Source organism: Streptomyces sp. CBMA291 (genome assembly GCF_014596525.1).
In the GTDB taxonomy this organism is placed as follows: domain Bacteria; phylum Actinomycetota; class Actinomycetes; order Streptomycetales; family Streptomycetaceae; genus Streptomyces.
Genome location: NZ_MSJP01000110.1, coordinates 1 through 20570, shown reverse-complemented (window position 1 = coordinate 20570; position 20570 = coordinate 1). Strand labels below are relative to the sequence as shown.

17 protein-coding genes are annotated in these 20570 nt (G+C 72.8%); 5 read left to right on the top strand and 12 right to left on the bottom strand.

Annotation, left to right across the window (positions count from 1 at the left end; all coding sequences use genetic code 11):
• Together BU197_RS26850 and BU197_RS26845 are read right to left on the bottom strand one after the other, a co-directional pair.
• A complete protein-coding gene (locus BU197_RS26850; protein ID WP_188270895.1) occupies window positions 1-1788 on the bottom strand; it encodes a hypothetical protein in 1788 nt (595 codons plus the stop codon).
• Window positions 1789-1942: 154 nt separating this feature from the next.
• Window positions 1943-2908, bottom strand: a complete 966-nt coding sequence (locus tag BU197_RS26845; RefSeq protein WP_188270894.1) for a fibronectin type III domain-containing protein — start codon at window positions 2906-2908, stop codon at window positions 1943-1945.
• A gap of 390 nt (window positions 2909-3298) precedes the next feature.
• On the opposite strand from BU197_RS26845, the gene BU197_RS26840 reads away from it, so the two are divergent.
• Window positions 3299-3913 (top strand): hypothetical protein, encoded by a 615-nt coding sequence (locus tag BU197_RS26840; protein WP_188270893.1) that lies wholly within the window; start codon window positions 3299-3301, stop codon window positions 3911-3913.
• Window positions 3914-4032: 119 nt separating this feature from the next.
• Here BU197_RS26840 and BU197_RS26835 read toward each other — a convergent pair whose 3' ends face one another.
• The 8 genes from BU197_RS26835 to BU197_RS26800 form a co-directional block, all read right to left on the bottom strand.
• On the bottom strand, window positions 4033-5469 hold the full coding sequence (locus BU197_RS26835) for a nucleobase:cation symporter-2 family protein (protein WP_188271007.1): 1437 nt from the start codon (window positions 5467-5469) through the stop codon (window positions 4033-4035).
• A 300-nt stretch (window positions 5470-5769) separates the two neighbouring features.
• On the bottom strand, window positions 5770-7158 hold the full coding sequence (locus tag BU197_RS26830) for an 8-oxoguanine deaminase (RefSeq protein WP_188270892.1): 1389 nt from the start codon (window positions 7156-7158) through the stop codon (window positions 5770-5772).
• Between the two features lie 48 nt (window positions 7159-7206).
• Window positions 7207-8616 carry a nucleobase:cation symporter-2 family protein gene (locus BU197_RS26825; RefSeq protein ID WP_188270891.1) on the bottom strand — a complete coding sequence of 470 codons (1410 nt, stop codon included), beginning with the start codon at window positions 8614-8616 and terminating at the stop codon, window positions 7207-7209.
• 72 nt (window positions 8617-8688) lie between these two features.
• Window positions 8689-9612, bottom strand: a complete 924-nt coding sequence (gene pucL, locus BU197_RS26820) for a factor-independent urate hydroxylase (protein WP_188270890.1) — start codon at window positions 9610-9612, stop codon at window positions 8689-8691.
• Window positions 9613-9617: 5 nt separating this feature from the next.
• Window positions 9618-10007 carry a hydroxyisourate hydrolase gene (gene uraH / locus BU197_RS26815; RefSeq protein WP_188270889.1) on the bottom strand — a complete coding sequence of 130 codons (390 nt, stop codon included), beginning with the start codon at window positions 10005-10007 and terminating at the stop codon, window positions 9618-9620.
• Complete coding sequence (gene uraD, locus BU197_RS26810) at window positions 10004-10519, bottom strand: 2-oxo-4-hydroxy-4-carboxy-5-ureidoimidazoline decarboxylase (RefSeq protein WP_188270888.1); 516 nt, start codon at window positions 10517-10519, stop codon at window positions 10004-10006. Before uraD ends, uraH begins: the two co-directional genes overlap by 4 nt.
• A 155-nt stretch (window positions 10520-10674) precedes the next feature.
• A complete protein-coding gene (locus tag BU197_RS26805) occupies window positions 10675-11013 on the bottom strand; it encodes a helix-turn-helix domain-containing protein (RefSeq protein WP_188271006.1) in 339 nt (112 codons plus the stop codon).
• Window positions 11014-11057: 44 nt separating this feature from the next.
• Window positions 11058-11327: a hypothetical protein gene (locus BU197_RS26800; RefSeq protein ID WP_188271005.1), complete on the bottom strand. Its 270-nt coding sequence runs from the start codon at window positions 11325-11327 to the stop codon at window positions 11058-11060.
• Between the two features lie 140 nt (window positions 11328-11467).
• Here BU197_RS26800 and BU197_RS26795 point away from each other — a divergent pair, with 140 nt between their 5' ends.
• From BU197_RS26795 to BU197_RS26785, 3 genes are all read left to right on the top strand, one after another.
• Entirely contained in the window at window positions 11468-12319 is an 852-nt protein-coding gene (locus BU197_RS26795; protein ID WP_188270887.1) for a TIM barrel protein, read from the top strand.
• Window positions 12320-12396: 77 nt separating this feature from the next.
• Window positions 12397-13287 (top strand): 2-hydroxy-3-oxopropionate reductase, encoded by an 891-nt coding sequence (locus BU197_RS26790; RefSeq protein ID WP_188270886.1) that lies wholly within the window; start codon window positions 12397-12399, stop codon window positions 13285-13287.
• Window positions 13288-13478: 191 nt separating this feature from the next.
• On the top strand, window positions 13479-14936 hold the full coding sequence (locus BU197_RS26785) for a catalase (RefSeq protein WP_188270885.1): 1458 nt from the start codon (window positions 13479-13481) through the stop codon (window positions 14934-14936).
• A 418-nt stretch (window positions 14937-15354) separates the two neighbouring features.
• Here the strand turns inward: BU197_RS26785 and BU197_RS26780 are convergent, their stop codons facing one another.
• Window positions 15355-16587: an MFS transporter gene (locus tag BU197_RS26780; RefSeq protein ID WP_188270884.1), complete on the bottom strand. Its 1233-nt coding sequence runs from the start codon at window positions 16585-16587 to the stop codon at window positions 15355-15357.
• Window positions 16588-16729: 142 nt separating this feature from the next.
• Here BU197_RS26780 and BU197_RS26775 point away from each other — a divergent pair, with 142 nt between their 5' ends.
• Window positions 16730-17716 (top strand): ArsR/SmtB family transcription factor, encoded by a 987-nt coding sequence (locus BU197_RS26775; protein ID WP_188270883.1) that lies wholly within the window; start codon window positions 16730-16732, stop codon window positions 17714-17716.
• Between the two features lie 128 nt (window positions 17717-17844).
• On the opposite strand, the gene gcl is transcribed toward BU197_RS26775, so the two are convergent.
• Entirely contained in the window at window positions 17845-19632 is a 1788-nt protein-coding gene (gene gcl, locus BU197_RS26770; protein ID WP_188270882.1) for a glyoxylate carboligase, read from the bottom strand.
• Window positions 19633-20570 lie beyond the last annotated feature (938 nt).

Genomic DNA, 20570 nt, shown 5'->3' with positions numbered 1-20570 from the left:
TCACCTCGGGGTGAGGCCGAGCGGGCCGAGGACCCGGGCCGTCTCATGGCGGTCCGCCGTCGTCATGGCGCGGAGCAGGGCGGCCGAGCCGCCCGGCCAGCCCGCCGCCGCCTCGTCGAAGGCGGTACGGCGGGACTCAAGGGGCCCCTTCTTCCCCGGCAGGGCGTCGAGGACGAACAGGGCCCGCGCCGAGGTCCGTACCCGGAGCGGGTCGTCGGTCTCGCCGCGCGCCCGCAGGGCCTGGTGGGCGTACGCGCCGATCACGGGGTCGCCGACGGCCCCGCGCAGCGCGTCGGGCGGGGCGTGCGCCGTGTCCAGGACACCGAAGAGGGCGCGGGTGGCGGCGGCTTCGGGGGTTCCGGCGCGGACGGTGCCGAGTGCGCCGAGCAGCGTGGACCAGGCGTCGGCGGTGTCCCCGCGCGCGTGGAGCCAGTCGGCGAGCACCCGTGCGGCCACACAGTCGGGCCAGCCGGTGGCGGCGGCCACCACGGCGGACGCGGCCCACGCCCTGACCTCGGCGGCGTCCGGGGCGACGACCCCGCGCACCCCGAGCAGATAGCGGACGGCGCCCGCGCCGCGCGGGGTGAGCCCGAAGGCGTCGCCGGTGCGGAAGACGAGACCGGTGGCGGCGAGCCGGTCGAGGACGTGCGCGAGGTCGCGGGCGGGCCGCTCCAGGAGGGCGCGGTCGGCCTCGGTCGGCGCGGCGCCGCCGAGGAGCCGGGCGAGTTCGGGCAGGGGCGGGAGCGCGTACGGGCCTGACGCCTCGGCCGGGACCGGGACCGGCAGGTCCTCCAGGTCGGGGTCGACGGTCCAGTCCTCGTACTCGGCGGCCTTGCGGGCGACGGAATCCGCCGAGCAGCCGCGCCGGTAGACCACGTACAGCAGATGCGGGGCCTCTCCCGCGTAGGGTCCGGACTCCTCCCCCGCCGGGTCCTCGACGGCGGCGGTCAGGGTGTCCGCGTCCGCCTCGACGGGCCCGTACTCGATCGTGGACGGCGGGGGCGCGGGCACGGCGGGGTCCCCGTAGTGGTCGAGGTGCTCGCCGAGGAGCGCGTCGGCCAGGACGAGGTGCGGGAAGACCTCGGGGCCCGGGGCGAAGCGGGCGTACGGCCCGGAGAGCTGGTCGGCGAGCCCGGCGGCCGTCCACCGGTCCTGGAGCGCCGCCGCCACCCGCCCGATGCCGGTCGCGACGGCGTGATCGGTGAGCAGCGGCCCCGAGGCGGGCGGGTCCTCGGCGTCCCGTACGTACGCGTGGGTGAGCGCCTCGGAGAGGAGGACGTCCGCGAGGGCCGTCCGGCCCATGAGGTCGGCGCGGTGCACCCCGTCGGGGAGGGGGGCGCCGTCGAGCGCGGCGAGCCTGCGCCGGACGTCCTCGGGGTCGCCGAGGTCGGCGCCGCAGGTGCGCAGCAGGGAGGCGTACCAGCGGTGCCAGGTGAGGTTGCCGGGGTCGGTCATGGCCCGTTCGAAGTCGGCGGCGGACTCGCGCAGCGCGGTGCCGATCCGCTCGCCCGCGCCGCCGTCGAAGCGGGCGGCGAGGCGGGTGAGCACGGCGGGGAAGGCGGGGAGGTCGCCGGGGGGCGCGTACACGAACGTCGGCAGGTCCTCGACGAGCAGCCGCCGTACGAGGGCGGGGGTCGGCTCGGGCAGCCCGCTGCCCCGGTCGGCCCCGCGCAGGGCGAGGAGCCCGAGCACCGCCTCCGCTGCGCGCGTGAAGACGGGATCGCGGTGCTCGGCGGTTCCGTCGAGGAAGCTGTCGAGTCCGGTGTTCGTGAGAACGGTCTCGGCCACGCTTCCCAGGGTAGTTCGACCGGGACGAATCGGACGGGCGGCGGAGGGGTGGTGGAGCGCGCGGAGGAGGGGGTGGAGGAGGCGGGCGCTGGGCCGGACGGGTGATGGATCGGGCAGGCGGTCCGGGGGGGGCGCGCCGGGTGGCGCCCTGGTGTCAGCGCACCACCACCGTGCGCGGGGCCGAGAAGTCGCCCCAGGTGCCGTCGGGGAGTTGGGCGCGCAGGGTGAGGGTGTAGCGGGTGCCCGGCGGGTCCTGGACCGGGAAGGTGTAGGTGGCCCGGCCGGGGGGCGGGGCGCCGCCCCAGACGATCGTGGTGGCGAAGCGGCCGTTCAGGTGCAGTTCGTGGTGGGTGACGGGGGCGCCGGTGACGGGCGGCAGCCAGCTGACGGTGATCTCGCCCTTGGCGAAGGTGGCGACGAGGGCGGAGGGGGCGGTGTTGGCGGGGGCGCCCGGGGCGGAGGCGGTGGTGAGGTCGACGGGGGTGCTGTCCGGGGAGGAGTTCTCCGCGGCGTCGCGGGCGCGGACGGTGAAGGCGTAGGCGGTGCCGGGGCGCAGTCCGGTGACGTGGGCGGTGGTGTCGGCGCCCGGGACGGTGTGGATGCGGGTGTCGGCCTGGTAGACGTCGTACGCGGTGACCCGGGTGTCGTCCTTCGCCGGGCGCCAGCTGAGGGTGGCGGCGCGGCTGCCGTCGGCGGTGACCCGCAGTCCGGTCGGGATGGTGGGGGGTGTGCGGTCCTCGGCGGCCGGGGGGAGGGTGGTGGCGGTGACGGCGGCGCTGTCCGGGGAGACGTTTCCGGCGGCGTCGTGGGCGCGGACGGTGAAGCGGTGACGGCTGGCGGGGGCGAGCCCGGTCACGTCGGTCATCAGGGTGGTGGCGGGGAGTTCCTTGACTTTGCGGCCCTCGCGGTAGACCGCGTAGCCGGTGACGGCGCGGTCGTCGGTGGCGGCGCTCCACATGACGTGGACCGTCCGTGCGCTGCCCGCCGTGGCGGTGACCCCGGTCGGGGCGGTGGGCGGGCGGGTGTCCTTGGGTTCGGGCGCGGCTGCGGCGGAGCAGCCGGTGAGGGTGAGTGCGAGCGCGAGGGTCGTCAACAGGCTTGTGGGGAGCGGGCGTTGCACGATCCGGCCTCCGTCCTTCGGAATGGTCCAGACCTATATGACACAGGGGGGACGGCTCCGGCAAGGGGGCGAGGGGGGGAAGCGATGCCGAGGAGGGCGTGACGGGTGGGGCGCGCGTCGGCGGTGACGGGTGCCGTCCGTGGGGCGCGCGGGTCGCCACGGGGGTGGGGCGCGTGGCGCCGTGGAGGGTGGGCGCGTGGCGCCGCGTAGGTGGGGCGCGTGGCGCCACGGGGGGGGGTGGGGCGCGTGACGCCGCATAGGTGCCCTCGGCAGGGCTCGCGCCCCCGCACGGAGGCGCTCGCGGCGGCGTTCACGTCACTCGCGGAGGCGTTGTCAGTGGGGTGCGCTTCACTGGATCCATCACTCTCCGTAGTCGACCCAGGGGGAATCATGACGGACCGTACGACATATGTGACGCACGCCGGGGTACGGCGGCGGGGCTGGACCGACACGATGGTGCGGCAGCTGCTCGGCTCGCCCGACGTCCAGGGCCGGGATCCACGCCGCTGGTCCCTCGCGCCCGTCCGGCTCTATCTCCTCGCCCGGGTCGAAGCGGTGGAGCGGACGCCGGAGTTCGCCGGTGCCACGGTCCTCGCCCCGGGCCGGTCCGCCGCCGCCGGGGCCTATGCCGAGCAGCGCAGGACGGCGGTCCTGGCCGCCGTCCGCACGGCCCCCGTCGAGGTGCCCCGGCTGCCCGGACCCGAACTGGAGCGCAGGGCGGTGCTCCACCGGCGGCTCCTGGAGGCCCGGAGTCCCGGCGGTCCCCGGAACCGCGCGCCGGGCGGACCGCGCTCGGGCCCGCCCGAGGGCTCGCTCGTACGGTGGCAGGTGAGCTATCTGCGGCACTGCCTGGCCCGGTACGAGGCCCTGCTCGACGGGCTGTACGGGGAGACCGGGCGCGGCGAGGCCGAGCGGCTGCTCCGGCGGCGCCTGTACGAGGCGATCGCCGCCGCCTACCCGCCGCTGGCCCGGGAGTGCGGGCGCCGGATGGCGGTCGAGGGATGAGGGCGGGGCGAAGCGGAGGGGTGGGGTCGGCCGGGCCCGTGGGGCGGGCCCGGCCGGTGGGCGCGCGGGCGGTGGGCGCGCGGGCGGTGGGCGCGCGGGCGGTGGGCGCGCGGGTGGGTTCAGCGGTTGGGTGTCGACTTGCCCGTGCGGGCGCCGGAGATCTCCTCGGCCGGTTCCATCGGCGCGGTGACCTCGTCGGCGTCCCTGCCCCGGCCGATGTGGTTGAAGACCACGTTGAGCAGGACGGCGGCGACACAGCCGGTGGAGATGCCCGAGTCCAGGATGATCTGGGCGGTCTCCGGGAAGGCGTGGTAGAAGTCCGGCTTGGTGATCGGGATGATGCCAACGGCCAGCGACACGGCCACGATGAGGACGTTGTTGTCCTTCTCCAGACCGGCCTTGACCAGGGTCTGGATGCCGCTGGCTGCGACCGAGCCGAAGAGGACGACGCCCGCGCCGCCGAGGACCGGCCGGGGGACGACCGAGATCAGCGAGGCGGCGACCGGGGAGAGCCCCATCAGGACCAGGAAGCCGCCGCCGCAGGCGACGACGAAGCGGCTGCGGATGCGGGTCATGGCGACCAGGCCGATGTTCTGCGCGAAGGCACTGCACATGAAGCCGTTGAAGAGCGGGCTGATCGCGGAGCCCAGGGTGTCGGCGCGCAGTCCGGCCGCGATGGTCTTCTCGTCGGCCGGCCGGTCGACGATCTCGCCGAGCGCCAGCATGTCGGCGGTCGACTCCGTCATGGAGACCAGCATGACCACACAGAGGGAGATGATCGCGGCGAGGGCGAACCGCGGGGCGCCGAAGTGGAACGGCGAGGGGAAGCCGACGAGGTCGGCGCCGGTCACCGGGGAGAAGTCGGTGACGCCGAACGGGATGGCGATCAGCGTGCCGACGAGGAGGCCGACGAGGACGGCGATCTGCTTGAGGAAGCCTCGGGTGAAACGGCGCAGCAGCAGGACGACGACCAGGGTGATCCCGGCCAGGGAGAGGAACGTGGTCGAACCGTAGTCGGCGGCCTTGGGGTTCGGCCCCTGGGCCCAGCCGAAGGCGACGGGCAGGAGGGAGACCCCGATGAGGGTGATCACGGTGCCGGTGACGACCGGCGGGAAGAACCGTACGAGCCGGGAGAACCAGGGGGCGGCGAGGAAGCCGAGGAGTCCGGCGACGATGATCGCGCCGAAGATCACCGGGAGGGCGTCGGACTTGTCGTCGGTGGTGTCGACGATGGCGAGCATCGGCGCGACCCCGGCGAAGGTGACGCCGTTGACGAATGGCAGCCGGGCGCCGATCCTCCAGACGCCGAGGGTCTGGAGGAAGGTGGCGAGCCCGGCGGTGAAGAGGCTGGCGCCGGTCAGGAAGGTGAGTTCGGTGCCGGACAGGCCGACGGCCGCTCCGACGATCAGGGGCGGGGCGACGACGCCCGCGTACATGGCGGCCACGTGCTGGAGGCCGCTGGTGAGCATCTTCAGTGGGGGCAGCGTCTCGTCGACCGGATGCGTCTCGCGGTCGGAAGCGGAGCCTGCGTCTTGTGCATTGCGAACCTGGGGCATGGCGGCCACGGCGGTTCCTCCGGTCGGGTACGCGTCGGCGGTGACGCGGGTGTCAGGGAGGTGGTGCGATGCGGTGCGAAGCAGGAGGTGCGGCTCCTTGCCGGGGTGGTGCGGTGCGCGCGCGGAGGGGGTGCGGCGCGCGGGACGGGCACCCGATGGGGGCGGGCGTGGGTAGCCGGGCCGGGAGGTGCCGTACGCGGCGGGCGTACGGCGTCTCCCGGCCCGGTCGCCGTGGGTCCGGCTCGGGTCCACGGCGGCCGGTCGAGGGCCGTTCCCCTCGGCCGGACTCCTGGGGGAGGGTCAGCCCTGGGCCGTGAGGCGGGCCAGGCGCCGGGCCTCCGTGCGTGCCTCGCGCGCGAGGGTGTCCTCGTCGACGGTGAGCAGTCGCCCGTTCTCGACGATCTGCCGGCCGTCGACGAAGGAGGCGGTGACCGGGGCGGGCGGGCCGAGGACGAGGGCGGCGACCGGGTCGGCGATCGTGGAGTGGCCGAGCCCGTCGATCCTCCAGAGGACGAAGTCGGCGAGCTTGCCCGGTTCGAGGGAGCCGACGGCGTCGGCGCGGCCGAGGACCCGGGCGCCGCCGTGGGTGCCGAGGCGCAGGGCCTGCCGGACGGTGAGCGCGCTCTCGCGGTGGGCGCCGAGCCGGTTGACGAGGAGCGCGTTGCGCAGCTCGGTGTGGAGTTCGCCGGTCTCGTTGGAGGCGGTGCCGTCGACGCCGAGGCCGACGGGGACGCCCGCCTTCAGCATGTCGGGGACCCGGGCGATGCCCGCGCCGAGCCGCGCGTTGGAGGACGGGCAGTGGGCGACCCCGGTGCCGGTGCGGGCGAACGCGGCGATGTCGGAGTCGTTCATGTGGACGCAGTGCGCCATCCACACGTCCTCGCCGAGGAAGCCGGTGGACTCGAAGTACTCCGTCGGGCCCATCCCGAACAGTTCGTGGCAGAACCGCTCCTCCTCCACGGTCTCCGAGCCGTGGGTGTGCATCCGCACGCCGAGGCGGCGGGCGAGCGCGGCGCCCTCCCGGAGGAGTCCGGTGGAGATGGAGAACGGCGAGCAGGGGGCCACGGCGATCTGGGTCATCGCGTCGAAGGAGGCGTCGTGGTGCCTGCGGACCGTCTCCTCCGTCGCGGCCAGCGCGCCCTCGGTGGTCTCGACGGCGAAGTCCGGCGGCAGCCCGCCGTCCTTCTCGCTGCGGTCCATGGAGCCTCGGGCCAGGGTGAAGCGCACGCCCGTCTCCGCGGCGGCGCCGATGATGGCGCCCGACAGGTCGCCGGAGCCCACCGGGTACACGTAGTGGTGGTCCATGGCGGTGGTGACACCGCCCCGGGCCATCATGGCCAGCGAGCCCCGGGCGGCGGCGCGCACCATCGGTTCGTCGATCCGTGCCCAGGTGGGGTAGAGGGCGACGAGCCAGTCGAAGAGGTTGTGGTCGGTGGCGAGGCCCCGGGTGAGCCACTGGTAGAAGTGGTGGTGGGTGTTGACCAGGCCGGGGGTGAGGAGGTGGCCGGTGGCGTCGATGCGCCGGACCACGTTCTCCAGCCCTTCGGGCGCCTTCCCGGCGCCGACGGACTCGATCCTGTTGCCCGCGACGACGAGGTGGCCCGAGGCGTACTCGGTGCCGTCCGCGTCCACGGTGGCGATCGCCGCGTTCTCGACGACGATGCGCGGGGCTGCCGGAGGTGCTGCCATGGCGGTGGTTCCTTCATTCCTCTGGGGCGAAGTGGGCACGGCAGGACCCTAGGAGGATTCGAGTGCCGGGCCCGCCGTGGCGCGGCTCCGGGTGCCGAGGTGGTGGAAGAAGAGGTTGAGGAGGACGGCGACGAGCGCGCCCGCGCTGATGCCGGAGCCCAGGACCGTCTGCGCCCAGGCGGGGAACCCGGCGTAGAAGGTGGGGGCGGCGAGCGGGATGATGCCCGCGCCCAGGGCGACGGCCACCAGGATGATGTTGGAGCTGTCGTCGAGTCCGGCTTCCGCCAGGGTGCGGATGCCGGAGACCGCGATCGAGCCGAAGAGGACGATGCCGGCACCGCCGAGGACGGGCATCGGGACCAGGGAGACGACGGCGCCGAGGACGGGGAAGGCGCCGAGGACCAGCAGGACGCCGCCCGCGACGGCGACCACGTACCGGGAGCGCACCTTGGTCAGTGAGACGACGCCGACGTTCTGGGCGAAGGCCGAGGTGGGGAAGCCGCCGAAGACGGGGCCGAGGAGGGTCGCGATGCCGTCGGTGCGCAGACCCCGGGTGATGGTCCGGCCGTCGCTCGGCCGCTCGCAGATCTCGCCGAGGGCGAGCATTCCGGCGCTGGACTCGGTCATGAGGACGAGCGTGACGATGCACAGGGAGAGGACCGCGGCGGGCTGGAACTCGGGGGCGCCGAAGGCGAAGGGGGTGGGCAGGGCGGCGACGGGTGCCTGGCGGAGGGCGTCGGCGTCGGCCATGCCGAAGGGGATCGCGGCGAGGGTGCCGATGAAGAGGCCGAGCAGCAGGGCGATCTGCTTGACGAAGCCCTTGCCGAAGCGCTGGAAGAGCAGGATGACGGCGAGGGTGAACCCGGCGAGCGCCAGCTGTCGTGTGGAGCCGAAGTCGGCGGCGGTCCGGTCGCCGCCCTGGGCCCAGCCGACGGGGACGGGCATCAGGGTGACGCCGATGAGGGTGATCACGACGCCGGTGACGAGCGGCGGGAAGAAGCGCAGGAGCCTGCCGAAGAAGGGTCCGACGGCGAGACAGAAGACTCCGGCGACCATCACCGCCCCGTAGATGGCGGGGAGTTGGTGGCCGGGGGCGCTGGTCTCGGCGATGGCGAGCATCGGGGCGATGCCCGCGGAGGAGGCGGCGTTGACGAACGGGAGCCGGTTTCCGGCGAGGCGTCCGACGCCGAGGGTCTGGAGGATGGTCGCGCAGCCGGCGATGAGCAGTCCGGCGGCGATGAGCCGGGTCATCCCGGCCGCGTCCAGGCCGACGGCCTGGCCGATGATGAGCGGAGGGGTGACGACGCCCGCGTACATGGCGGCGATGTGCTGGAGTGCCGCGGGGACGAGCCGTGAGGCGGGGAGCTTCTCGTCCACCGGATGGACCTGGCCGGGGGTGTCCGGCAGGGTGGAACACGGGCCTTCGGCGGGTGCCGGCCCCTTTGCTGGCAGTGCCATGGAATTCCCTCCGGTCTGGCGCGGCCCCCGCCGGGCCGCGGGGCGGACGGGGGCCGTTCACTCAGATGCCGCTTAGAGGTTGGTCATGTCGACCGGGATCCGCGCCGTGGCTCCGTCGCGGAGGACGGTGGCCTCGATGAGGCCGTACATGCGGTCGGCGGCGTAGTAGACCTCGTTGTCGTTCTTCAGGCCGAACGGTTCGAGGTCGACGAGGAAGTGGTGCTTGTTGGGGAGCGAGAAGCGGACTTCGTCGATCTCGGAGCGGTGGTCGATGATCCGCGAGGCCATCTGGTAGAGCGTCTGCTGGAGCGAGAGCGAGTAGGTCTCGGCGAAGGCCTGGAGCATGTGCTTCCGGGTCTCGGCGTAGGACCGCTCCCAGTGGGGCATGCGCTGGTCGTCGTCGGTCCAGTTGAACCGCCAGCGACCGGAGACCTGGGTGGCCAGGATGCGGTCGTAGGCCTCCTGGAGGGTGGTGTACTCGTCCTTGATGTAGCCCCAGAACTCCGAGTTGGTGGAGTTCATGACGACGAGGTCCTTGAGGCCGGAGACGACCTCCCAGTTCCTGCCGTCGTAGGTGATCTGGGTGACGCGGGTCTCCTGGCCCTGGCGGACGAAGGAGTGGTTGACCTCGTCGGCGCCGATGAACTTGGAGTTGGCCTCGGAGGTGGCGATCCGGTCCCAGGCGTACTCCTCGATCCGGATGCGGGCGCGCCGGATGGGCTCCTGGCTCGTCACGAAGTGGCGGGCGAGGTGGATGCCGAACTGTTCGGCGGACTCGATGCCGTACTTCTTGGCGAACGCGAAGACGGTGTTCTTCGTCGTGTCGGTGGGGAGGCAGTGGGCGTTGGAGCCGGAGAGGTGGACGTCTTCGAGGTCGCCGGAGAGGGCGACGGATACGTTGAGGTCCTTGATGTGGTGGGTGTCGCCGTCCCGCGTGATCCTGACGACGCGGTTCTCCGCTTTGCCGTACTGGTTCTGGCCGAGAATCGTGGGCATGTCTGCTAGCTCCCTCGGTATACGGAGTAGCCGAACGGGTTGAGCAGCAGCGGTACGTGGTAGTGCTCGCCCGGGGTGACGGCGAACGTGATCGCCACCTCCGGGAAGAACGCACCGCTGTCCCTTACGCGGGGGGCGTCCTGCTGCGCCTCGGCTTGTTTCGTGGAGAAGTACGTCTCGACCTCGAAGTCGAGGCGTACATGGGTGGTGCCTTCCGGCAGGGCCGGGAGGTCCTTGCAGCGCCCGTCCGCGTCGGTGGCCGAGCCGCCGAGCGTGACCCACCGCGCGCCGGAGCCTGACCGGGCCGAGAGCGTGACGGGCACGCCCTCGGCGGGGCGGCCGACGCTGGTGTCCAGGATGTGCGTGGACACCGATGCCGTGGTGTCGGTACTCATGCGGAGTCCTCTTCCTCTACGAGCCGGGTGAGCCGGATACGGTTGATGCTGCCCAGTTCGGTGCGGACGATCTCCCGCTCCGTCTCGGGCGGGTTCCCGATCCGCTCCCTGAGCGCGTCGAGCATCTGTTCGCCGGTTCTGCCGGTGGCGCAGATGAGGAAGACATGGCGGAACCTCTCCTGGTAGGCCAGGTTGAGGTCGAGCAACTCGGCCTTGAGCCGTTCGGATGCGCCGGCCATCCCGCTCTGCTCGCGGGAGGAGGTCGGGTCCCCTTCCTTCGGGCGCCCGATCGGCGGGTGTCCCGCCATCGCCTCGGCGAGATCCTCGGCGGTCAGTTCGGCCATGGCGGCGTCACTGGCGAGGAAGAGCGCTTCGGCGGTGGCGTACGGGCGCCGGACGAGGATCGCCCTCCCCCACGCCGAACTGGAGCACACCTCGTGGAGCACGGCCGCGGCCTCGCTCTCCGCGGAGGTGTTGAACCGGGTGAGGCCCGGTGTCGTACCTGAAGTCACGGGAAGCCTCCGTGGCTGTTTTTCGCTGTGCGTCGGACGGGCTGCGGATAGCTAACGCCCTCCGCAACACGACGTCAACACTTTGTTGAAAACTCGGTCACGCAAAAGCCGCCGCCCCGACATCCGGGCGGCGGCTCGCGTCACAAGAGGCCCAACTAGTCGTCGTTGGCGGCCTTTTCCCTGTTCAGGGCGGTCTCTCTGTTGAGGTAGTTGTAAATCGTGAAACGGGAGACGCCCAGCGCCCCCGCGACCGTCTCCACCCCATGGCGTACGGAGAAGGCGCCGCGCGCCTCCAGCAGCCGGACCGCCTCCTGCTTGGCCTTGCGGTCCAGCTCGGCCAGCGGCCTGCCGTGCCGGCGCTCCATCGCGGCCAGAATGCGACCGAGGGATTCGGACAGCTGCGGCAGCCGTACCGCGAGCACCTCCTCCCCCTCCCAGGACAGGACCACGTCGTCGCCCTCCGCCCTTCCGGGGGCGAGCAGCTCGGCCCCCATGGCGTCGGCCAGGGGCTTCACGGCGGCGACGAGCGGGTGTTCGCTCACTTCCCGGCCTCCCCCGCCTCGTCGGCCCCGCCTATCACGTTGACCTGGAGGGAGACCCGGGTGGCACCGGCCGCCAGGGAGCGGCGCAGCAGCTCGCCGACCGCGCCGAGGACCTCCTCGGAGCCGCCTTCCGCCGTGTTGCCGAAGGGGCCGACGTCGACCGCGTCCAGTTCGGCGGACTGGATGACCTCACGGGCCACGACCGCGTGCGCCGGGGCCTCGTCGAGGTCGAACGGCTCGGTCGTGAACTCCACTCTCAAACGCACCATGGCCCCACGCTACGGCCCCGCCCGAGCCCTGGGGAGCCCCGGACCTGCGGGGACCCCTTGACAAGCGCCTCGCCCACCTTGCAGCATTCCGTCAGACAGAAACAAACTTCCGCTATACGGAAGGAGCGCCGCCCTTCATGGCCCGCTTCCCGGTAGGCGCAGGCACGGACCAGCGCTTCGATGTGAACCTGTCGATCCTCTTCACCGAACTTCCGCTCCTGGAACGCCCGGCGGCGGCCGCCGCCGCCGGTTTCACGGCGGTCGAGCTGTGGTGGCCCTGGACCGACACCGCCACCCCCGAGCAGAGCGAACTCGACGCCCTCAAGAAGGCCCTCGACGACGCCGGGACCCGGCTGGTGGGCCTGAACTTCTACGCCGGCCGGCTGCCCGGCCCCGATCGCGGCGCCCTCTCCGTACCCGGCGAGGAGTCCGACCGCTTCCGCGCCAACATCGAGGTCGCGGCCGACTTCGCCGCCTCCGTCGGCTGCACCGCGCTCAACGCGCTCTACGGCAACCGCGTGGAGGGCGTCGACCCGGCGGTCCAGGACGCGCTCGCCCTGGAGAACCTGGTGCTCGCCGCCCGCGCCGCCGACCGCGTCGGTGCGATCCTCCTCGTCGAGACCCTCAACGAGCCGGAGTCGCCGCTCTACCCGCTGGTGAGCGCCGAGGCCACCGTCGAGGTCGTCGACCGGGTCAACGCGGCCACCGGCCTCGGCAACGCCAGGTTCCTCCTCGACGTCTACCACCTGTCGATGAACGGCGAGGACGTCGGCCGGATCATCGCGGAGTACGCCGACAGGACCGGCCACGTCCAGATCGCGGACAACCCGGGCCGGGGCGCGCCGGGCACTGGCGACCTGCCGCTCGGCCGGTACCTCGACGAGCTGCGGAAGGCCGGTTACGACGGCTGGATCGGCCTGGAGTACAAGGCCGCCGACACCGCCGCGTCCTTCGACTGGCTCCCGGCCGAGGACCGCCCGGCCCACTGACCCGGGGCGCGGGACCGGCACCCGCCGCCCGGTCCGGCCCCCTCCCGTACCCCCTCGTCCCGAGAGGCACCCTCACCATGAGCACTCTTCCCACGATCGCGTGGATCGGCCTCGGCATCATGGGCTCCCCCATGTCCGAGAACCTGCTGAAGGCCGGCTACCAGGTCACCGGCTACACCCTGGAGCAGGACAAGCTAGACCGGCTCGCCGCCGCGGGCGGCACCGTCGCCGGATCGATCGCCGAGGCCGTCCGGGACGCCGACGTCATCGTCACGATGGTGCCCGCCTCCCCGCAGGTCGAGGCGATCGCCTACGGACCCGAGGGCATCCTGGAGAACGCCCGGCCCGGCGCCCTGATCGTCGACATGTCCTCCATCACCCCGCAGACCTCGGTCGATCTGGCCGTGAACGCCGCCGAGAAGGGCCTGCGCGTCCTCGACGCCCCGGTCTCCGGAGGCGAGGCCGGTGCCGTCGAGGCCGTTCTGTCGATCATGGTCGGCGGCAGGCGGGCCGACTTCGACGAGGCCCTTCCCCTCCTTGAGGCGCTGGGCAGGACCATCGTCCTGTGCGGTCCGCACGGCTCGGGCCAGACGGTGAAGGCCGCCAACCAGCTGATCGTCGCGGTCAACATCCAGGCGTGCGCCGAAGCCGTGGTCTTCCTGGAGAAGTCGGGCGTGGACCTGAACGCGGCCCTCGATGTCCTCAACGGCGGACTGGCCGGTTCGACCGTGCTGACCCGCAAGAAGGACAACTTCCTGAACCGGGACTTCAAGCCCGGCTTCCGGATCGATCTGCACCACAAGGACATGGGCATCGTCACCGAGGCCGCCCGCACCGTCGGCGCCGCCCTCCCGGTCGGCGCGGTCGTCGCCCAGCTGGTCGCCTCGCTGCGCGCCCAGGGCGACGGCGGTCTCGACCATTCGGCCCTGCTTCGCGCCGTCGAGCGCCTCTCCGGCCCGCAGGTCTGACCCCCGCCCCCGGCGGCTGCCGGGGCCATCGACTTCCGGCCGGCGGCGGCGCTGACAACCTGTCCTGTCGCGCCCAGGCGTCGCCGCCGGCCGGAACACCCCACCTCCCTTTTCAACAAACTGTTGACGTCTTGTTCGAGCCGAACCTAGGCTCCACGGATCTCAGCAGAGCTCCCGTACGGAAGGTCACGATGTCGAAGCGCGTGCTTACGACCGAGTCCGGCGCCCCCGTCGCCGACAACCAGAACTCCGCCACCGCCGGCGTCGGTGGCCCTCTCCTCCTCCAGGACCAGCACCTGTTCGAGAAGCTCGCGCGCTTCAACCGTGAGCGGATCCCGGAGCGCGTGGTCCACGCCCGCGGCTCCGGCGCGTACGGCTTCTTCGAGGTGACCGACGACGTCACCGCGTACACCAAGGCGCACTTCCTCGGCGCGGTCGGCAAGCGGACCGAGACGTTCGTCCGTTTCTCCACCGTGGCCGACTCGCTCGGCGGCGCGGACGCGGTCCGCGACCCGCGCGGTTTCGCCCTGAAGTTCTACACCGAGGAGGGCAATTACGACCTCGTCGGCAACAACACCCCGGTGTTCTTCATCAAGGACCCGATCAAGTTCCCCGACTTCATCCACTCACAGAAGCGCGACCCCTTCACGGGCAGGCAGGAGCCGGACAACGTCTGGGACTTCTGGGCGCACGCCCCCGAGGCCACCCACCAGGTCACCTGGCTCATGGGCGACCGGGGCATCCCGGCCTCGTACCGTCATATGAACGGCTACGGCTCCCACACCTACCAGTGGACCAACGAGGCGGGCGAGGCCTTCTTCGTCAAGTACCACTTCAAGACGAACCAGGGCGTCCGCTGCCTCTCCGCCGAGCAGGCGGCCGAACTCGTCGGCAAGGACGCCTCCTCGCACCAGACCGATCTGCTCCAGTCCATCGAGCGCGGCGTGAACCCCTCCTGGACCCTCTACGTCCAGGTGATGCCCGCCGCCGAGGCCGCGGAGTACCGGTTCAACCCCTTCGACCTCACCAAGGTGTGGCCGCACGCCGACTACCCGCTCCAGCGCGTGGGCCGGCTGGTCCTCGACCGCAATCCGGACAACGTCTTCGCCGAGGTCGAGCAGGCCGCGTTCTCCCCGAACAACTTCGTCCCCGGCATCGGCCCCTCGCCGGACAAGATGCTCCAGGGGCGCCTGTTCGCCTACGCCGACGCCCACCGCTACCGCCTCGGCGTCAACCACACCCAGCTCCCGGTGAACGCCCCCAAGGCCACCGTGGCGGAGAACTACGGCCGGGACGGTCTCATGGCCACCCGCAACGGCTCGCGCCACGACAAGAACTACGAGCCCAACTCGCACCGGGGCCCGGCCCAGACGGACACGGCGCTCTCCGCCCCGCTCGCGATCCACGGCTGGACCGGCACCCACGCGGCCCCGCAGCACACCAAGGACGACGACTTCTTCCAGGCGGGCGAGCTGTACCGGCTCATGTCCGAGGACGAGAAGGGCCGTCTGGTCGCCAACATCGCCGGCGGTCTGTCCCAGGTGTCCCGCGAGGACGTCATCGAGAGGAACCTCGCGCACTTCGCCGCCGCCGACCCGGAGTACGGCAAGCGCGTGGCCTCGGCCGTCCGCGCCCTGCGCGAGGACTGAGCGGACGGCATCACCCAGACGGCGTACGGCAGGTGACGGGAGGTCCCCGCCGTACGCGGTCCGGCACACCGGCCCGAATGAGGGGTGGCCGGTGCTCCGGACAGCATGAGGACCGCGGTGGCTCCGAGCCAGTGCGGTGGTAAGGACGCGAGGCCCCTTCTTCCCGACCCGAGGGAGGCAGGTGCCGATCGCCCGTCGGTGCCGCCGCGGTCCCCACGCCCCCCGAGACTCCGCCCGGCGGCATGGACTCCTGTCACGCCGACCCCGTGCCGCCGGGCGGCCACCGAGGAAAGAGTGCGGAACCAGGTATACGGTCCCTGGCCCCGCGCTCTTTCCGCGTGCGCGCCTCCGTCCCGCCCCGCGCACCCCGCACTCCCGGACGCGCTTCCCTCCGTGCGCGGCCGTCTGCGCGTTGGCCTCACCCCCGCCCGGACTCCGCGTCGACCGGCCCCGCGTCGGCGGGCCCCGCGTCGGCGGGCCCCGCGCCGACCGGCCCTCCGCCCGCGTCCGCCCGCGCCAGGACGTACGTCACCGCCAGGGAGGCGACCGCGAGGAGGGTCATCCCCGTGCGGGGCGAGGCGAGTTGGGCGAGCGCCCCGGCCAGGGCCGCGCTCACTCCCTGGAAGGCGAGCATCCCCGAGGCGTGCAGCCCGAGCGCGTGACCGCTCAGTTCCTCCGGCACCAGGGCCATCAGCCGTTCCTGGTGCAGCAGGCTCGCCCCGTACCCGATCGCCGAGACCGTCACCGCGCCCAGTGCGAGCGGCAGCGGCGGGTCCAGCGCGAACAGCGGGAACGGGGCGGCGAGCAGCGCCTGGAGCGGGAAGCGGAGCCGTCCGCGCAGCCGCGTCGGCACGAAGCGGCCCACCGCGGTGTCCCCCACCAGCATCCCGAACGCGCCGCAGGCGAAGAGGAGTCCGGCGCGCTCGGGGGCGTACGGCACGAACAGCGACTCGCAGCCGACGATCAGCCCGTTGGGCACCCAGAGGGCCAGATAGCAGCGGCGGAGGGCGGGGGTGGAGCAGAGGCGCCGGTTGGTGCGCCAGGTCTCGGCGACCGACGCCCGGCCGCCGGCGCGCGGCGGCCGGGCGCCGAGCCCGCCGCGTGCGAGGAGCGCGGCGAGCAGGTAGCAGCCCGCGCCCGCCAGGACCGCGCCGCGCGGCGAGAGCAGGACGACGAGGAGGCCGCCGGTCGCGAATCCGGCGATCTGGCAGACGCCCGTGGCCATGTTGACGATCGAGCGGCCCAGCGGATAGGAGGCGCGGGGCAGGATCTCGTCGAGGAGCCCGTAGCGCACCCCGCCGCCGAGGGAAGCCGCGAGCCCCTCGGCGAAGAGGATCGCAAAGACCGCCCCGGTCGGCAGCCCGGGGACGGCGAGGACGGCCGTGGCCGCGGCGAAGAAGAGGGCGATCCCGCCGAGCGCGGCGCGCGGCGGGAGCCGGTCGGCGGCCGAGAGCAGCGTGACCGCGCCGGCCAACTGGGCGAGCGCGGGGCCGAACAGGGCGAGAGCGGAGAGGAACGGGGAGCCGGTCACGCGGTACACCAGCGTGGCGAGCCCGAGACCGGCGACGGTCTGGGCGGCGCTGTGGGCGGCGCCGGTGAGGAAGAGCGGGGTGAACTCGGGGGTACGGAAGAGATCGCGGTAACGGGCCATGCCGGGGAGTCTCGGCCCGGCCCCCGGCGCCCGGTACTGTTTCGCGCACCCGCGAAAGGGCGTGCGCGCGGGGCTCCGGCGGACTCCGCGCGAGGACGGCCGCCCTCGGGTGGCGGCAACGGCACGAAGACGGGCGGACGGCGTGGGCTGGTGGCAGATCGGCACGGATTCGCTGGCCGGGTGCCGGTTCGTCGTCTCGCCGCTCGCCGAGACGATCGCCGCCCTGAAGACGCTGCACCACGCGTCGGCCGCCCATCCGGGCGAGCGCGCCTGGCTCACCGCCCGGCTGCCCGCCTACCGGCGTCGGATCGCCGCCGAACCGCTCGACGGGCTCCTCGTCAAGGCGGCCCTCGGGCCCACCTGGAACGCCGACTTCGTGACCCCGACGCCGACGGGCGAGCCGGGCAGGTCCTTCGAGGAGGAGGTCGAGGCCGTCCGGGAGGCCGAACCAGCGGACGCGGTCGCCCAGTTGGAGGTGGCGGTGGGCGGCAGGGTGGGAGAGCCGCTGCGGTCGGAGAAGGACCTGCCGCAGCGGATGGCGGGTGTCCTGGAGTGGGTGTGGCGGGAGACGGTGCTGCCCGACTGGGAGCGCAGGCGCCGGATCCTGGAGGCCGACGTGGTGGCGCGGACCGCGCGCCTGGCCCGGGACGGCTGGGCGGCGGCACTCGACGAGCTGCAACCAGGGAAGCTGCGCTGGCTGGGCGACGGACGCCTCCAGGTCAACCCCCGGGCGTATCCGCCCCGGAGGATCGACGGAGGACGGCTCCTCTTCGTCCCGGTGACACCCCGTCAGGGGTGGGTGTCCTGGGAGGGCTCGCGGCGGCACGCGATCGTGTACGCGTGCTCCGGCGCCCTGGCGGACACGACGGGCCCCGTGGTGCCCGAGGCGCTGGGCGCGCTTCTCGGCAAGGCCCGCGCCGGGGTCCTCATACGGCTCGGATCTCCCACGTCCACCAGTCAGTTGGTGGCGCTCACCGGGCAGGGCCTCGGTTCGGTGGGGCGGCATCTGAAGGTGCTGCTCGACGCCGGTCTCGTACGGCGGGACCGGGCGGGCCGTTCGGTCCTCTACAGCTGGACGGCGGCGGGCGAGGTCCTCGTACGGGCCCGGCGGGGAGCCGACCGGGGGTGAGCCGGCCGGGGCCGACCGGGGACGGGCCCGGCGAGGGCCGCCGACCGGGGGTGGACGGCGGCCGGCTCCCCGCCGTCGACCGGGGGGCGGCGGTCGGCCCCTCGCCGGGCCCATGACGGGCCCGCCGGTCAGACCCGGAGGGCCTTGATCGCGGTCGGCGCGTGGCCCGGCTCGGTCGCCAGTTCCTCGAACTCGGTGACGTCGCTCATGTCGGCCGTCCTGCTCATGGCGATGTTGGTGACGCGTTCCAGGATGGCCTCGACGACGACGGGGACCTGGTGCTCGACGGCCAGCTTCCGGGCCCGCTCCAGGGCTTCGGCCAGCTCCTCGGGGTCGGTGACGCGGATCGCCTTGACGCCCAGGCCCTCGGCGACCTTGACGTGGTCGACTCCGTAGACGCCGATCTCGGGGGTGTTGACGTTCTCGAACTCCAGGTTGACCTGGAAGTCGATGCCGAGGCCCACCTGCGCCTGGCGGATCAGGCCCAGATAGGCGTTGTTCACCAGGACGTGGACGTAGGGCACCTTGTGCTGGGCGGCGACCGCCAGTTCCTCGATCATGAACTGGAAGTCGTAGTCGCCGGAGAGCGCGACGACGGGGGTGTCCGGGTCGGCCGTCGCGGCGCCGATCGCGGCCGGGATGGTCCAGCCGAGCGGGCCCGCCTGACCGCAGTTGATCCAGTGGCGCGGCTTGTAGACGTGCAGGAACTGGGCGGCGGCGATCTGGGAGAGACCGATGGTGGTGACGTACCGCGTGTCCCGGCCGAAGACCTTGTTCATCTCCTCGTAGACGCGCTGCGGCTTCATCGGGACGGCGTCGAAGTGCGTACGGCGCTGGAGCGTGGCCTTGCGCTCCTGCGCGGAGGCGGCCCAGGCTCCGAAGTCGGGCAGTCCGCCCGCCTCCTTCAGCTCCCTGGCGATCTCGACGAAGAGTTCCAGGGCCGCCTTGGCGTCGGAGGCGATGCCGTAGTCCGGGGCGAAGATCCTGCCGAGCTGGGTGGGCTCGATGTCGACGTGGACGAACGTGCGGCCCCGGGTGTACGCGTCGAGGTTGTAGCCGGTGTGGCGGTTGGCCCAGCGGTTGCCGATGCCGAGGACGAAGTCCGACTCCAGGAAGGTCGCGTTGCCGTAGCGGTGCGCGGTCTGGACGCCGACCATGCCCGCGGACAGTTCGTGGTCGTCGGGGATGGTTCCCCAGCCCATCAGGGTGGAGATGACGGGGACGCCGGTCAGTTCGGCGAACTCGACGAGCAGATCGGTCGCGTCGGCGTTGACGACTCCGCCGCCCGCGACGATCAGCGGCCGCTCGGACCCCAGGAGGAAGCCCAGCGCCTTCTCGGCCTGGGCGCGGGTGGCCTTCGGCCGGTGGACGGGCAGCGGCTCGTAGGTCTCGGGGTCGAACTCGATCTCGGTCAGCTGGACGTCGATCGGGAGGTCGACGAGGACCGGCCCGGGGCGGCCGGAACGCATGAGGTGGAAGGCCTGCTGGAGGACGCCGGGGACCTGCGCGGCCTCCAGGACGGTGGTGGCCGCCTTGGTCACCGGCCGGGCGATGGTCGCGATGTCGACGGCCTGGAAGTCCTCCTTGTGGAGCTTGGCGACGGGCGCCTGGCCCGTGATGCAGAGGATCGGGATGGAGTCGGCGATCGCCGAGTACAGGCCGGTGATCATGTCGGTGCCCGCGGGCCCCGAGGTGCCGACGCAGACGCCGATGTTCCCTGCCTTGGCCCGCGTGTAGCCCTCGGCCATGTGGGACGCGCCCTCGACGTGCCGGGCGAGCGTGTGGCGGACGCCGCCCACGTTCCTCAGCTCGCGGTAGAAGGGGTTGATGGCCGCGCCGGGGACGCCGAAGGCCTGGGTGACGCCTTCGCGCTTGAGGATCTCAACGGCCGCTGCGGCGGCGGTCATACGAGGCATGGGAGTGCTCCTGCTTCGGCCGGGCGGATGCAAGCCCACCGGTCGGCTCGAAGAACCCCGGACGACTTGTTTCCGTAATGCGGAAATACTGTTCTGCGATACGGAAGCAATGTAGGTGGGGCTTCGAAGAGCCGTCAAGAGAGGCCCCGACTCCGACCCCCGACAGGGTCACGGAAGTGGCCGAACACCCTCCTCCGACGGCCCACGGGGAGGACGATGGGGCGGAACGACAGGGGGTTGGCCGTGAGTGATTCGGTACCGGTGCGCTGCCCCGCGTGCCTGCGGACGCAGTCGTACGCGGCTCCCGCCTATCCCTGCCCGTGCGGAAACCCGGTCGCGCCGCCCCTGCTGCCCGGCACTCCGGCCGAACCGATCACCCGCCGGAACTGGTCGGACGAATGGGTCACCGTCCGCTGCTCCTCCTGCGGCCGCGAGGACGACTGGCCCCACCCTGAACTGGGCTGTTCCTGCGGGACGATCCTGCGGATTCCGGTACGACGGCCGCCTCCGGGGGACAGGTCCCCTACGGGCCCGGGTCCGGGTCCGGCTCCGGCGGGGGAATCCCCTACGGGTCAGGGCCCAGGTCCGGGCCCGGTGGACGGATCCCCTACGGGTCAGGTTCCGGCGAACGGGTCCCCTACAAGTCCGGGCACGGGCCCGTACGTACCCGACGGATCCCCTACGGGTACGCCCGGTACGCCCCCGGGCGACCCCGGGGAACCCCGTACGGGCCGGGAGGCGCCAGGTGCCCCGACCGGGGATCCCGGGCCGGGGCTCGACCTCGGCGCGGACCCCGCCCTCGTCCGCCGCCCCGGCGCGTTCCCGTCAACGTTCACCGTCATGCTCCCGTCAGGTCTCCTTCCCGTCACCCGGTCTCCCTACCGTCCCCGGCGTACCACCCCGCGTTCGAAGGCGAACCAGGGGGCGTCGACTGGAGG

Coding starts and splice junctions, on each gene's coding strand:
- gcl (WP_188270882.1), bottom strand. CDS start 19,632: ATGCCTCGTATGACCGCCGCCGCAGCGGCCGTTGAGATCCTCAAGCGC.
- BU197_RS26780 (WP_188270884.1), bottom strand. CDS start 16,587: ATGGCCCGTTACCGCGATCTCTTCCGTACCCCCGAGTTCACCCCGCTC.
- BU197_RS26840 (WP_188270893.1), top strand. CDS start 3,299: ATGACGGACCGTACGACATATGTGACGCACGCCGGGGTACGGCGGCGG.
- BU197_RS26790 (WP_188270886.1), top strand. CDS start 12,397: ATGAGCACTCTTCCCACGATCGCGTGGATCGGCCTCGGCATCATGGGC.
- BU197_RS26785 (WP_188270885.1), top strand. CDS start 13,479: ATGTCGAAGCGCGTGCTTACGACCGAGTCCGGCGCCCCCGTCGCCGAC.
- pucL (WP_188270890.1), bottom strand. CDS start 9,612: ATGCCCACGATTCTCGGCCAGAACCAGTACGGCAAAGCGGAGAACCGC.
- BU197_RS26795 (WP_188270887.1), top strand. CDS start 11,468: ATGGCCCGCTTCCCGGTAGGCGCAGGCACGGACCAGCGCTTCGATGTG.
- uraH (WP_188270889.1), bottom strand. CDS start 10,007: ATGAGTACCGACACCACGGCATCGGTGTCCACGCACATCCTGGACACC.
- BU197_RS26835 (WP_188271007.1), bottom strand. CDS start 5,469: ATGCCCCAGGTTCGCAATGCACAAGACGCAGGCTCCGCTTCCGACCGC.
- BU197_RS26805 (WP_188271006.1), bottom strand. CDS start 11,013: ATGGGGGCCGAGCTGCTCGCCCCCGGAAGGGCGGAGGGCGACGACGTG.
- BU197_RS26830 (WP_188270892.1), bottom strand. CDS start 7,158: ATGGCAGCACCTCCGGCAGCCCCGCGCATCGTCGTCGAGAACGCGGCG.
- BU197_RS26825 (WP_188270891.1), bottom strand. CDS start 8,616: ATGGCACTGCCAGCAAAGGGGCCGGCACCCGCCGAAGGCCCGTGTTCC.